This is a genomic window from Methylobacterium haplocladii (assembly GCF_007992175.1).
GTDB classification, from domain to species: Bacteria; Pseudomonadota; Alphaproteobacteria; order Rhizobiales; family Beijerinckiaceae; genus Methylobacterium; species Methylobacterium haplocladii.
In genome coordinates this window covers 1-12,730 of sequence record NZ_BJZT01000025.1, presented here as the reverse complement: position 1 = coordinate 12,730, position 12,730 = coordinate 1, and the positions used below count along the sequence as shown (strand labels likewise).

Here is a 12,730-nt window from a genome sequence, read left to right as displayed (position 1 = left end):
TTTTTCGTGGGATCCTCACCGCCGCGAGGTCTTCTGGGCCGGGACCTGGAACTCGCCCTGCCATGTGCCGGTAAAGTCCGTCGGCGAGCTGTGGGCCACCGAGAAGCGCCCGCGGCCCTTCAAGCCGGCGAACTCGCCCTTGCCCTTCACCTCGCGGAACTCGCCTTCGGCGGTCACGCGTCCGGCAGCGTCGGTCGCCACGGTCCCGGTATAGGGGCTGCTGGTGGAGCCGGTGGGCGTGGCGAAGACGATGGTGCCCTTCAGCCGGCCCTGTCCGTTCCTGAGGACGGCCATGTCGTTGATGCGGACGGCGGCGCCGTCGAGCGGAGTGCCGGGCCCCGCATTGGTGCCGGAGGCGGTCTTCGTGATCCGGACCTGGCCCGCCGCGCCCATCGGCTGCGCGGACTGGGTGTCGACATGGCCGTTGAAGGTGCCCCCCATCGGCATCGCGAGGGCGGCGGGGGGCAGGGCGACGAGGGCGGCGAGCGCCGTGGCGGGAACGAGGGCGGTGCGGGGCATCGGAGAGTCTCCACGGAGGCTGGGGCGGCGGGACGCGCCCTTCGGGACCGACGCTAGCGGCAGGTCGGGCGCGAAGTCCCGAAGGTCTCGTGAGGGCCTCTGAGAAATCCTGAATTTTTCTGATACCGTTCGCGTCCTCGAAGACTGTCGTTTCGGCAGACAGGCGCATGGCGGACAGAATCACGCTGGTCGACGTCGTCGTGGATTTCAGTCGGGGCCAAGTGTTCGCCCGGAACGGCGACCGCCTCGATTTGCGGCCGCGGGCCTTCGATGTCCTGTCCAGGCTCGCGGCGCGGCGCGGCGAAGTCGTCGGCAAGGACGAACTCCTGTCCGCCTGCTGGCCGGACGTCGTCGTGACCGAGGATTCGCTGACGCAATGCATCTGCGAGATCCGGCGGGTGCTCGGCGATACGGGACGCGACCTGATCCGCACGATCCCGCGCCGCGGCTACCTGCTGGTGCCGGCCGAGACCCCGCCGCCGACGGCCCCCGGCCGCCTTCCGGCGCCGGGACGCTTCTGGCAGCCGATCGCGGTCGTGCCCTTCGATACGTTCGACGGCGCGCATCCGGATCTTGCCGGGCTCGGGGCCGGGTTCGCGGAAGATCTCACGACGGAGCTCGCCCGCAACCGGCACCTTTCGGTGATCGCACGGCACAGTGCCTTCGCGGCGGTGGCCCGGAGCGGCACGGGCACGGCCGCCGAGATCGCGGGCCTGCTCGGGGCCCGCTACGTCCTGGAGGGCAGCCTGCGCCGGGCCGGCGAGAGCCTCATCGTCAACGCGCAGCTCATCGACGGCCACGACAGCCGCCACGTCTGGGCCGAGCGCTACACGATCGCCGCGGACAGCTTCTTCGCCGTGCAGGACACCCTGGTCGCGCGCATCGTGAGCGCCCTGTTCTCGGAGCTTCGCGACGCCGAGCAGGTGGCGAGCCTCGCCGGGCCGGCCGACGCCCTCGGCGCGCACGACCTGACCATGCGGGCGATCGCCCATCTCAACCGGTTCAGCGCCCGGGACATGCTGCTCGCCCACGCGGCAGTGGAGCGGGCGCTGGTCCTCGACCCGGCCTTTGCCACGGCTCACGGCGTCAAGGGGCTGGCCACGGCGACCGATGCGGCACTGGCGATCTCCGGCACCCTGGGGCCGGACGCCATCGCCGCAGCCGAAGCCGCGATCCGGACGGGCCTGGAGCTGAACCCGGCGAGCCCGATCGGCCATCGCGCCCTCGGCTACGTCCTCGCCCTGCGGGGGCAGTACGAGGACGGACTCGACGCCGCCCTGCGCAGCCTCGCCCTCGCGCCGCACGACGCGGGCAGCCTGGTGTTCCTGTCGATGGCCCAGACTGCGGCGGGCCGGTACGCGATGGCGGCGGCCAATGCGGAGAAGGCGTTGGACTTCAGCTCCGTCGCCGCCGCGACGCTGCCGGCCGCCGCGGCCGCCGCCTACTATGCCCTCGGCCGGCACGGCGAGGCCGCCCGCTGCGCCACGGCGGCGACGGAGCGCAGCCCCGGCTACACCATCGCCTATGCCCTCGGCGCCGCCTCCGACGCCGCCCTCGGCCGGATCGAGCAGGCCCGCGCGCGGATCGCGATCCTGCGCCGGGCGGCCCCGCATTTCGGCCTGGGAGCACCGCGGGTGACGACGATCTTCGGCAGCGATGCCGCGCTCGGCCAACGCTTCGTCGAGACGCTCGAACGGTGCGGGCTGCCGGCGGTCCGCCGGTCGGATGACGAGCCGTCGGGATCGGCCGGGTGAGCGGGAACGTCATCGGCATCGCGGCACGGTGCGGGGTCGGGCGTGGCCGGCGCATGCCGGGAGCCGTATGCTGCGCGTGTTTCGCGCGTGCGCAAATCCGACCCGGCGAGAACCGACAGGAAGGCCATCCATGACCGACGAACTCGTCTTCTACACCCACCCGATGTCGCGCGGCCGGATCGTGCGCTGGATGCTGGAGGAGGTCGGCGCGCCGTACCGGACGGAGATCCTGGATTTCGGCGGTTCGGCCAAGTCGCCCGACTATCTCGCCATCAACCCGATGGGGAAGGTGCCGACGGTCACGCATGGCGGCAGCGTGGTGACGGAATGTCCGGCGATCCTCGCCTATCTCGCCGACGCCTTTCCGGATGCGGGCCTCGCGCCGCCTCCGGGAGACCGGGCGCGCGGACCCTATTACCGCTGGCTGTTCTTCGGCGCCGGCCCGGTCGAGGCGGCGGTGGTGAACAGCGTGCTCAAGGTGCAGGTGCCGGACGATCCCCGCATGCGCGGCATGGTCGGCTACGGCAGCCTCGAGACGGTGCTCGACACCCTCGAAGACGCGGTGTCGCGGACCGAATACCTCGCGGGCGACCGCTTCAGCGCGGCCGATCTCTACATCGGCGCGCATCTCGGCTGGGGTATGCAGTTCGGCACGATCCCGAAGCGCCCCGCGTTCGAGGCCTATGCCGGGAAGCTTTATGGGCGCCCCGCGGCGGTCAGGGCGCGCGAGATCGACGACGGCTTGCTGGCCGCGCAGAACGCAGGTGCACCATCGTCGTAGGGTCTACGGCCCGAGCCGCTCCCCCCACCCGCGCCCTCACCTGAGGCGCCGGAGCGAAGCGGAGCCCTCGAAGGGTCGTCCAGGGATCGCATGCGATCTGGAGGACTCGTCGAGGGCCGCTCACGCGGCCACCTCAGGGTGGTGAGGACGGTGGGTGGGACATGGGCGATTCGTAGGCAGCCTACCCTCGCGCGAACGCGATCAGGTCTTCGCTGAGCCGGTCCTTGTGCGTCGCGTAGAGCCCGTGCGGCGCGCCCGCATAGACCTTCAGCTCCGCGCCGGGGATAGCCCCCGCCGCGCGCCTGCCGCTGACCTCGAACGGCACGACCTGATCGTCGTCGCCGTGGATGACGAGCGTGGGTGTGTCGAAGGCCTCGAGGTCCCGGCGGAAATCGGTGGTGCCGAAGGCGTCGACGCAGGCGAGCGTGCCGCGCAGGCCTGCCTGCAGCGCCAGTTGCAGCGTCCATTGCTGCAGGCCGTTCGAGACATCGACGCCGGGGCGGCCGACGCCCAGAAACGTCTTGCCGAAATCGACGAAGAACTGCGCGCGGTCGGCCGCGATGCCCTCCTTCATGCCGGTGAAGACCGATCCGTCGACGCCGTCGGGGTTGTCCGGTCCCTTGAGCAGGTACGGCGGCACGGCGCCGACGAGCGCGGTCCGGCCGATACGGGCGGTACCGTGGCGGCCGATGTAGCGGGCGACCTCGCCGCCGCCCATGGAGAAGCCGACGAGGACGGCATCCGAGAGGTCGCCGTGCTCGATGATGGCGGCGAGGTCGTCGGCGAAGGTGTCGTAATCGTAGCCGCCGCTCGGCTGGCTCGACCGCCCGAAGCCGCGCCGGTCGTAGGCAATCACGCGAAACCCCGCCTCGGCGAGCGCCTGGGACTGGTAGTCCCACATGTCGGCGTTGAGCGGCCAGCCGTGGATCAGCACCACCGGTCGGCCCGATCCCCATGCCTTGACGTAGAGTTCCGTCCCGTCCTGCATCGTGATCGTCGGCATGGTTTCTCCTGCGGTGTCATGGCCGGGCTTCTGTCCCGAGGGGAACGCACGTGCCCGGCCCGCGTTCGCCCGGCGTCGTATGAGTTGGGTCACAAGCGGAGAGCACGCCCGATGGCGAACGAGTTGATCGAGGACATTTTCAGCGGCGAGCCGAATATCGGCTTCACGGAGCGGGCCGTGTCCGTGGCCCTCGGCCTCGGTATCGCGGCGGCTGCCGCGCAACCGCGCCCGAACCAGTGGCTCAGCCTCGCCGCCCTCGTCGTCGGCGTCGGTCTGGCCGTGCGTGGGGCGACGGGGCATTGCCCGGTGAAGGCGGTGCGGGGCGGTTCGGAGATCTGAGCGGCCTTGCCGGCTATGGCGCCCGATCCGCGCCGCGCCCGGCCTCTCCCCGCACGCGGGGAGAGGCCTTCAAGGGCCTTGTCGTCCATGAAGGAAGTGGAGGCGAAGCCGAAGCGGGGGTGAGGGGGCGGTTCCGATAGAGGCCCATTCGGTGCGGCCCCCTCACCTTCGGCTGACGCCTCGCTTCGACGACGCCAAGGTCGTCGAAGCCCTCTCCCCGCAAGCGGGGCGACGCGATGTGCACGAACGGCTCGACCTGCAGAAGGCCATGACCGCCAAAGGAAAGGGCGCCGGATCCGATCCGACGCCCTTCTTCGTGTCGTGCTTTTCGATGTGCGTCAGAGCGAGGTCGAGCGCGTCCGGCCGGCGATGAAGCCGTAGATCGCGAGGACGACGATCGCGCCGACGATGGCGCCGACGAAGCCCGCGCCCTGGTTCGGCCCGTACCAGCCGAGCGCCTGGCCCAGGAAGGTCGCGACGAAGGCGCCGACGATGCCGAGGATCGTGGTCAGGATGAAGCCCGAGGGTTCGTTGTTGCCCGGCATGATGAACTTGGCGATGACACCGGCGAGGAAGCCGATGATGATGGTCCAGAGAATGCCCATGGCTGCTATGTCCTAGAACGTCGATGTACGCGGCGTCGCCTCTATCGGCTTGGCCGTACTGTGACACCAGAACGCGGCGCCTGCCGTTCGAGTTGCGCCGCGCTGCGAATTTGTGTCGCGATGCGGCAGGCGATGGCGGGCCCTTTACGCGGGACGGCCGGAGGGGTCAGAGAGCAGCGTTCTTCCACGAAAAGGTCCGTACCCTGCGATGACGATCGAGCGTTTCGAAAAAGGCCCCCGCATGAGCCAAGCCGCCGCGACCGGCGACATGGTCTATCTCGCAGGCCAGGTGGCCGCCGACACGGTCGGCACCGGCGTCACCGCGCAGACACAGCAGGTGCTGGAACAGATCGACCGCCTGCTCGCGGCGGCCGGCAGCGACAAGAGCCGCATCCTCTCGGCCACGATCTACCTCGCCGACATGGCCGGTTTTTCGGAGATGAACGCCGCCTGGGATGCCTGGGTCGACCGCGACGAGCCGCCGGCCCGCGCCACCGTCGAGGCCAAGCTCGCCGGTCCGGCCTATCTCGTGGAGATCGTCGTCGTCGCCACGCGGGCGCCCCGGTGAGGCGCCCCGCCCTCGGCCGGGCCTGTCTCGCCGTCCTTGCGCTGATCGCGCTGGCGCTCGGCGGCTCGGCCCGCGCCGGGGAGCGGGTCGTCAACATCTACAACTGGTCGGACTATATCGACCCGAAGGTGCTGGACGCCTTCACCCGGGAGACCGGCATCACGGTCGTCTACGACACCTACGACAGCAACGAGGTGCTCGAGACCCGGCTGCTCGCGGGAAAATCCGGCTACGACGTCGTCGCGCCCTCCGGGCCGTTCCTGCAGCGTCTGATCCGGGCCGGGGTGTTCCAGCCCCTCGACAAGGCGAAGCTGCCGAACCTCGTCAACGTCTGGCCGGAGATTGCCGGGCGGCTGCAGGCCTACGATCCTGGCAACGTTTACGCCGTCGACTACATGTGGGGCACCACCGGCATCGGCCTGAACGTCGAGATGGTGCGCGAAAAACTCGGCCCCGACGCCGCGCTGAACTCCTGGAGCCTCGTCCTCAACCCGAGCACGATGAACAAGCTCAAGGAATGCGGGGTGATGATGATCGACAGCCCCGAGGACCTGATCCCGTCGATCCTGCCGTTCTATGGGCCGAAGATGGACCCCAAGCGCTGGGACGACATCAGCAAGGTGACGGACGCGCTCTACAAGGTGCGCGGGTCGATCCGGAAATTCCATTCTTCGGAGTACATCAACGCGCTCGCGAACGGCGATATCTGCGTCGCGGTCGGCTATTCCGGCGACGTGCTGCAGGCGAAGAAGCGGGCCGACGAGGCCAAGAACGACGTCAAGATCGCCTACCAGATCCCCCGCGAGGGCGCGGAGATGTGGTTCGACACCTTCGCGATCCCGAAGGACGCACCCCACGCCGCCGACGCGCATGTCTTCCTGAACTACATGCTCCGGCCCGAGGTGGCGGCGGCGAACACCGACTTCGTCTCCTACGCCAGCGGCAACCTGGCCGCGAAGAAGCTGGTGAAGCCGGAGATCCTGGCCAATCCCGGCATCTACCCGGACGACGCCACCATGCAGCGCCTCGTCGTCAACACTGCCTGGGTCGACCAGACGCAGCGGTTCGTGACGCGATTGTGGACCCGGATCCGGACCGGGCGGTGAGGGCACCGCCGTCATTGCTTCGCTGCGCTCGCAATGACGGAGCAGGACCACGAAAAAGCCCGGCGCTCGCGCACCGGGCTCACTTCTTGAACCGACAAAATCAGTCCTTGAGATCGGCCGGGACCTTGCCGCCGTTCTCCTCGAGCTTCTTGATGACCTGCTTGTGCAGCCAGACGTTCATCGTGGCGGAGTCGTTCTTGTCGCCGGTGTAGTGGAGTTCGTCGGCGAGCTTCTGGCGTGCGCTCAAGCTCGAATCGAGGTCGATCAGCTTCAGGAGGTCGACGATCGAGGTCTTCCAGTTGAGCTTCTGCGGATTGTCCGCGGCGAGCTTGGCGAGGTTCGCTTCGATGTCGATCGAGCCGGGCGCCGCGGTGGTGCCGCCGCCGGTCGAGGCGGGAGACTCGGCTGCACCGCCACCAGCGGGCGCGGAGGCCGGGGCGTCGGCGGGTTTCGCCTGGGCGTCGGAGCTGCCTCCGAACGGGTGGAGGATCTTGCTGACGATGCTGCCGAGAAAGCTCATGGCGAAGTCCCTTGGTTTGTGCCGCGCGATTGCAGTTTGCGAGCCGCGGTTAACGAAACCGTGAGGCCGGGTGTTCCCCGCAAATGCCCGTGCCGGCGCGCCCGCGGGCTTTCCATCGCGCGCCTCGCACATTCCGGCTTGACGTTTCGGAGTGCCGTGCGATGGGGGCACTGCGTTTCTCCGAACCGGTGAGCCCATGCGTCTCGTCCTCAGCGCCCTGGCGGTCCTCGCCGGACTTCTCGCCCCCCTGCCCGCTTCGGCCGAGCCGGTGCCGGTGCGCATCGGCGTGATCCCGGTCATCGGCGCCGCGCCGATCTTCGTGGCGCGCGGCGAGGGCTGGCTGAAGGAGGCGGGCCTGGAGCCGACCTTCACCACGTTCGAATCCGGTCCGAACATGATCCAGGCGCTCGCGTCAGGCACCATCGACGTCTACGTCGCCGGCGTCGCGCCGCTGGCCGTCGCCCGCACCAAGGGCATCGACGTGCGTGTGGTCGCGGCCACCGCGGTCGAGGAGATGGTGTTCGTGGCGGGGCCGAAGCTCGCGCCGTACTTCGCCTCCACCTCGAGCAAGGCCGAGGCCTTCAAGGCTTTCAAGGCCAAGGAGGGCCGCGCCGCCCGCCTCGCCACGCAGCCGCCGGGCTCGGTGCCGAACACCACCCTGCAGCACTGGCTCTGGCAGGTGGCGAAGGCCGACAAGGCCGATGCCGAGGTGGTGCCGATGGGCATCGACGCGACGCAGCAGGCGGTGCTCGCCGGCGCCATGGACGGCGCCTCGATCCGCGAGCCGGCGCTGACCATCGTCCAGATGCGCAACCCCGCGATCAAGCTGATCGCCACCGGGGCCGAGATGTTTCCCGACCAGCCCGGCACCGTGGTCGCCGTCTACGGAAAGTTCGCCGACAAGAACCCCGCCGCCGTCGAGGGGCTGGTGAAGGCGCTTGTGCGCGCCACCGACCTCCTGAAGGCCGACCCGGCCAAGGCTGCGCCGCATGTCGAGGCGGCGCTCGGCAAGGGCATCACCGACGTCGCCACCATCCAGAAGGCGATCTCCTCGCCCGCCGCCAAGTTCATCACCGACCCGCGCCAGATCATCGCCGCGACCAAGGCGATGCAGGCCTATCAGGTCTCGATCGGCACGCTGGACAAGGAGGCGCCGACGGACGGGCTGTTCGATGCGAAGCCGTACGAGAAGGCCGTGACGCCGCAGTGATCCGGTGTTTCTCGCGTCCCGCCGACACCGATCCAGGCGTGTCATTCCGGGGCTCGCCGCAGGCGAGAACCGGGAACCCACGACCGGCCTCGACGCCCCGTCGCAGCGTCGCATCTCGGGTGGGTTCCCGGTGCCGCTGCGCGGCCCCGGAATGACGGCCGGGTACCGAACAAGCGCATGATCCGCCTCCGCGCGACCGGACTCGCCCTCGTCGGCCTCGTCGCCTTCCTGATCGTCTGGGAGGCGGCGCCGCGGCTCGATCTCGTCAACCCGGCCTTCCTGCCGCCGCCCTCGACGATTCCCGCCGCCCTGCTCAAGGAGATCGCGAGCGGGGCCTGGCTCGTGGCGGTGATCGAGAGCCTGAGCCACTACGTGATCGGCCTCTGCGTCGGCGCGGGCGCGGGCATGGCGCTCGGCATCGTCGCCGGCATGTTCCGGTCCTTCGAGAACCTGACCGCCTGGGTCGTGCGGCTGCTGCGGCCGATCCCCGGCCTCGCCTGGGTGCCGTTCGCGATCATCTGGTTCGGCGTCGAACCGCGGGCGGCGGTGTTCATCATCGCCATCGGCGTCTTCTGGATCGTTTTCTTCGCGACGCAGGGGGCGGTGCGCAGCGTCGACCGGGATCTGATCGAGGTGGCCCAGGCCTTCGGCTTCCGTTCGCCCTTGGCGCGGCTCGCCAAGATCGTGCTGCCGGCGGCGACCCCCGGCATCCTGGTCGGGCTGCGCACGGCGCTCGGCCAGGCCTGGATGGCGGTGGTCGCCGCGGAGATCTTCGGGGTGCCCGGCATCGGCTCGCGGATGATGCAGGCGTCGTCGCTGCTCTCCACCGACATCGTGGTGGTCTACATGCTGACCATGGCCGCCCTCTACGGTCTGTTCGACACCGCCTTCGTCGCCCTGCAGGGCTGGCTGCTGCGGTGGCGGCCATGAGTCCAACGACGAGCGCCCCGATCATCGACATCGAGGGCCTGAGCCTCGCCTACGCCCGCGACGGGCGCACCAACGTCATCCTGGACAAGCTCGACCTCGCGATCCCGCGGGGGCAGTTCCTGGTCATCGTCGGCGAGTCCGGGGTGGGAAAGTCGACGCTGCTGCGCGTGCTGATCGACCTCGCCAAGCCCAGCGGCGGCACGGTGACCGTGAACGTCGACCCGGCGATCAGGACGCCGATGGCGCTGGTGTTTCAGGACGCGCGGCTACTGCCGTGGCGCCGCGTGCTCGCCAACGTCGCCTTCGGGCTGGAGCGGCTCGGCATGCCCAAGGCCGAGCGCTGCGCGCGGGCGGAACAGATGCTGTCGCTCGTCGGCCTCGGTGACCTCGGAGGGCGCTGGCCCCATCAGCTCTCCGGCGGCCAGCGCCAGCGCGTGGCGCTCGCCCGGGCGCTCGCCGTCGAGCCCGAGGTGCTCTTGATGGACGAGCCGTTCTCGGCGCTCGACAGCTTCACCCGCGAGGGCCTGCAGGACGAAGTCCAGCGCATCCAGCAGAAGACCGCCAAGACCGTGCTGTTCGTGACCCACGATATCGACGAGGCGGTCTATCTCGCCGACCGCGTCGTGGTGCTGGCCGGCGCGCCCGGCCGGATCGCGGCGGACGTCACCATCGACCAGCCCCGCCCCCGGGCGCGGCGCGATGCAGCGCTGGTCGAGGCCGCGCGGCAGTTGCGCGGGGAGCTGTCGCGGCGGTCTGCGGATCTGTGAGGCGCGCTTCGGCCGATGCCGCAGCTGCCGTCATCGCAAGCGCAGCGAATCGACCCGGGGCAAGACCTGCGACGCTGAGTTCGCGGCCCTGGGTTGCTTCGCCTTCGGCTCGCAAGGACGGGGCGTCCTACCCCGCCGCCTGTTCGATCACCCCGCGCCAGCCCAAACCCCGATAGGTCTCGTAGCCGGGCGTGTCGTGAAACGCGACGAGGCGGCCCTGCGGGTCGGTGTAGTGGCCGTGAGCCCGGCCGTCCGTGCGCAGGGGATAGCGCTCGCCGAGAATCCCCTGCCCCCTCGAACAGGCCAGCACGCGGTTGGCGGCATCGAGCAGCATGACGCGGCTGCGCTCGCGCTCGCTCGGCATCAGCCGGACGCCCTCGACGATGGCGCGGGCTTGGGGCTCCCAGTCGAAATGGATGGCGAGGGTGCCGAGGGGCCGCCCCTGCGCCTCCCCGCCCTCGCGAACCGATGCGAAGTAGGTCGCGACCTGGGCGCCATCGAGCGCAGGCAGGCGCATCACCTCGGCCGCCTCGAAATCCTCGCCCGAGCGCAGGCGGCGAGCCAGCGCGATCCACGGCTCCTGCGCGACGCTGCTCCCGGCAACGGCGAAACGGTCCGGCCGGCCGTTGGCGATGACCCGGCCGTCGAGGTCGATCAGCCAGAGGTCGAGATAGACGGTGTAGGAGGACAGGATGACGCCGAGCCGCCGGCTGGCATGCGCGCGCGCCGCCTCGGTGGGTGCCGCCGCGCAATCGACCACCGCCGCGTCGGTGGCCCACCAGCGCACGTCGCAGGTGCGCTCGTAGAGGTTGCGGTCGATAATCTCGACGGCGTTGAGCGCGAGATCGACGCAGCGCGTCGCCCGCGCCTCCCCGGCCAAGCCCTCGACGGCGCGGGCGAGATCGTCGATGCGGCTGCCGAGGCTGAGGCCGAGTTCGCCCGCGATCCGCTCGACCTCGGTGGAGATGGTGCGGACCTCCTGCGCCACGACCGAGAACCCGGCTCCCTTCTCGCCGGCATGGGCGGCTTCGATCAGGGCGTTCAGTGCCAGCAGCTTCATCCGCCCGGTGATCGACTGGATCGCGGCAAGGTTCGAGGTGGCCGTCGTCTTGAGACTCTTCGTAGAGGTCCCGACCAGTTCGGCGAGCGAAGACGAACTCATGTGAATGTCCCGACCTGAAGCTGCTCCGATTGCGGCAGCGTTACGGGAGCTCATCTGATACTGTGCTTGCTAAAATTGTATGAACCAAGGTAAATGCTTATTTCGTGATCATATCTGCAGAATAATACAGGCCGATGCGCGGTCGGCAGACAGCCGGCGTTCCTAAATCCCTGCGTAGCGGCGGGACTGCCATGCGCAATCCTGCATTGTCCCGACGCGACTTTGCTCGCACCTGCCTGCGAGAGGGGCAGCTGCATATGATCTGGGCAACGCGGCGGGTGCAGGATGATGAGGTGCAATCGATCGCGGATCTGTTCCGGGATCAGGTCGAGGCCTTCGATCCGGCCGGACAGATGCTTCTCCTCAGTCTGAACGAGGCGTGGCCGATGGTCCGCCTTTGGGTCGCCCTGCCGGACGAGGAGCTCCTCGGCCCCTATTACGGTTTTGCGGTCTGCCCGCGTGCGGAGCTTCCCCTCGCCCCGACCCTGATCGCGGGGAACGTCGCCCGCTTCCAGCGCCTGTTCCAAGACGCATAAGCATCGCGAGCCGCCCGCATCCGGCGATCGATCTCAGAATAATCCCAAAATAAATCTAGAATATTTTGGATTAAAACTGATCTAGTCTTGGTGCCGATTCGCACATATGAGCTGTTGTTTGAATGTTATCCGGGCAAATGCCTCGCAATTGGGCGGCGGATGACACTCAAAGGAGCAGGAATTGCTTGGATCTTGTGTGCGTGCACTCATCGTTGCTGCGGCGACCGGTCTTTTCGCGACATCGGCCCTCGCGAAACCGCAGACGTTGATGGATCTGTTTTCGGGGCGGGATTCCGCGCCCTGCCCGCGCTACCAGCAGAGCCCCCAGCACTTCTGCAACATCGTCGTCCGGCAGCCCGGCGGTAATCCGACCCAGGACATGACCGGTTCGATCGGCCACATGAAGTCGTACCAGAGCAACGGCGGTCCGCGCTGCAAGGTGATCTGCCGCTATACGGGCAGCAACTACGACGGCATTCGATGACCTCGATCCGCGTCGATCGCCCAAAGAAAATGCCGGCGTGGAGATCCGCGCCGGCATTCTATTTCTTCAAGCCGTGAGGCTTAGCGGTTCGGCAGGGCGAACACGGTGAGCTGGCCGCCGAGGTTGGTGTAGCTCGACAGGGCCGCGTAGCCGCCGACGGCGCCGAGGCCGGCATTCGGGTCGGTCAGGCCGGCCGCGAGGCCGATGCCGGCCCAGCCGCCGACGCCCGACAGGATGCCGATGAACTGCTTGCCCTTGAACTCGTAGGTCATCACGTTGCCGATGATGCCCGACGGGGTCTTGAACTTGTAGAGTTCCTTACCCGTCTTAGCGTCGACGGCCTTCAGGTAACCTTCGAGCGTGCCGTAGAAGACCACGTCGCCGGCCGTCGCGAGTGCGCCGCCCCAGGCGGAGAACTGCTCGGGGTTCGACCACTTGATCTTCCC

At 68.8% G+C, this 12,730-nt stretch carries 15 protein-coding genes and 1 pseudogene; 10 read left to right on the top strand and 6 right to left on the bottom strand.

The annotated features are described in order from the left end of the window. Window positions 1–15 precede the first annotated feature (15 nt). A complete protein-coding gene (locus tag MHA02_RS11620) occupies window positions 16–519 on the bottom strand; it encodes a hypothetical protein (RefSeq protein WP_147078807.1) in 504 nt (167 codons plus the stop codon). A 167-nt stretch (window positions 520–686) separates the two neighbouring features. Between MHA02_RS11620 and MHA02_RS11615 the strand changes: the two genes are divergently transcribed. Together MHA02_RS11615 and MHA02_RS11610 are read left to right on the top strand one after the other, a co-directional pair. Next, window positions 687–2,273 (top strand): winged helix-turn-helix domain-containing protein, encoded by a 1,587-nt coding sequence (locus tag MHA02_RS11615; RefSeq protein ID WP_147078806.1) that lies wholly within the window; start codon window positions 687–689, stop codon window positions 2,271–2,273. Between the two features lie 130 nt (window positions 2,274–2,403). Continuing rightward, complete coding sequence (locus tag MHA02_RS11610) at window positions 2,404–3,054, top strand: glutathione S-transferase family protein (RefSeq protein ID WP_147078805.1); 651 nt, start codon at window positions 2,404–2,406, stop codon at window positions 3,052–3,054. A 181-nt stretch (window positions 3,055–3,235) separates the two neighbouring features. On the opposite strand, the gene MHA02_RS11605 is transcribed toward MHA02_RS11610, so the two are convergent. Further along, window positions 3,236–4,057, bottom strand: a complete 822-nt coding sequence (locus tag MHA02_RS11605; protein ID WP_147078804.1) for an alpha/beta fold hydrolase — start codon at window positions 4,055–4,057, stop codon at window positions 3,236–3,238. A gap of 111 nt (window positions 4,058–4,168) precedes the next feature. Between MHA02_RS11605 and MHA02_RS11600 the strand changes: the two genes are divergently transcribed. Beyond that, the gene (locus tag MHA02_RS11600) at window positions 4,169–4,396 is read left to right on the top strand and encodes a YgaP family membrane protein (RefSeq protein ID WP_147078803.1); all 228 of its coding nucleotides are present in this window, start codon (window positions 4,169–4,171) and stop codon (window positions 4,394–4,396) included. A gap of 338 nt (window positions 4,397–4,734) precedes the next feature. Here the strand turns inward: MHA02_RS11600 and MHA02_RS11595 are convergent, their stop codons facing one another. After that, window positions 4,735–5,001: a GlsB/YeaQ/YmgE family stress response membrane protein gene (locus tag MHA02_RS11595; RefSeq protein ID WP_147078802.1), complete on the bottom strand. Its 267-nt coding sequence runs from the start codon at window positions 4,999–5,001 to the stop codon at window positions 4,735–4,737. A gap of 208 nt (window positions 5,002–5,209) precedes the next feature. Between MHA02_RS11595 and MHA02_RS22440 the strand changes: the two genes are divergently transcribed. Both MHA02_RS22440 and MHA02_RS11585 read left to right on the top strand, forming a co-directional pair. Continuing rightward, window positions 5,210–5,569: a RidA family protein gene (locus MHA02_RS22440; protein WP_147078801.1), complete on the top strand. Its 360-nt coding sequence runs from the start codon at window positions 5,210–5,212 to the stop codon at window positions 5,567–5,569. Continuing rightward, the gene (locus MHA02_RS11585; RefSeq protein ID WP_147078800.1) at window positions 5,566–6,675 is read left to right on the top strand and encodes a polyamine ABC transporter substrate-binding protein; all 1,110 of its coding nucleotides are present in this window, start codon (window positions 5,566–5,568) and stop codon (window positions 6,673–6,675) included. The genes MHA02_RS22440 and MHA02_RS11585 overlap by 4 nt, the downstream gene beginning before the upstream one ends. A 100-nt stretch (window positions 6,676–6,775) precedes the next feature. Here MHA02_RS11585 and MHA02_RS11580 read toward each other — a convergent pair whose 3' ends face one another. Beyond that, a complete protein-coding gene (locus MHA02_RS11580) occupies window positions 6,776–7,195 on the bottom strand; it encodes a DUF3597 domain-containing protein (protein ID WP_147078799.1) in 420 nt (139 codons plus the stop codon). 196 nt (window positions 7,196–7,391) lie between these two features. On the opposite strand from MHA02_RS11580, the gene MHA02_RS11575 reads away from it, so the two are divergent. From MHA02_RS11575 to MHA02_RS11565, 3 genes are all read left to right on the top strand, one after another. Beyond that, window positions 7,392–8,405: an ABC transporter substrate-binding protein gene (locus MHA02_RS11575; protein ID WP_147078798.1), complete on the top strand. Its 1,014-nt coding sequence runs from the start codon at window positions 7,392–7,394 to the stop codon at window positions 8,403–8,405. A 177-nt stretch (window positions 8,406–8,582) separates the two neighbouring features. Then, window positions 8,583–9,335: an ABC transporter permease gene (locus MHA02_RS11570; protein ID WP_147078797.1), complete on the top strand. Its 753-nt coding sequence runs from the start codon at window positions 8,583–8,585 to the stop codon at window positions 9,333–9,335. Continuing rightward, window positions 9,332–10,102 carry an ABC transporter ATP-binding protein gene (locus tag MHA02_RS11565; RefSeq protein WP_147078796.1) on the top strand — a complete coding sequence of 257 codons (771 nt, stop codon included), beginning with the start codon at window positions 9,332–9,334 and terminating at the stop codon, window positions 10,100–10,102. Before MHA02_RS11570 ends, MHA02_RS11565 begins: the two co-directional genes overlap by 4 nt. 127 nt (window positions 10,103–10,229) lie before the next feature. Here MHA02_RS11565 and MHA02_RS22855 read toward each other — a convergent pair whose 3' ends face one another. Continuing rightward, window positions 10,230–11,264 (bottom strand): methyl-accepting chemotaxis protein, encoded by a 1,035-nt coding sequence (locus MHA02_RS22855; protein ID WP_170249187.1) that lies wholly within the window; start codon window positions 11,262–11,264, stop codon window positions 10,230–10,232. Window positions 11,265–11,557: 293 nt separating this feature from the next. On the opposite strand from MHA02_RS22855, the gene MHA02_RS11555 reads away from it, so the two are divergent. Beyond that, window positions 11,558–11,800 (top strand): hypothetical protein, encoded by a 243-nt coding sequence (locus MHA02_RS11555; protein ID WP_238180428.1) that lies wholly within the window; start codon window positions 11,558–11,560, stop codon window positions 11,798–11,800. Between the two features lie 196 nt (window positions 11,801–11,996). Continuing rightward, window positions 11,997–12,284, top strand: a complete 288-nt coding sequence (locus tag MHA02_RS11550) for a hypothetical protein (protein ID WP_174804667.1) — start codon at window positions 11,997–11,999, stop codon at window positions 12,282–12,284. 80 nt (window positions 12,285–12,364) lie between these two features. On the opposite strand, the pseudogene MHA02_RS11545 reads toward MHA02_RS11550, so the two are convergent. Then, a pseudogene (locus tag MHA02_RS11545) lies at window positions 12,365–12,730 on the bottom strand (PQQ-dependent dehydrogenase, methanol/ethanol family); the annotation flags it as partial.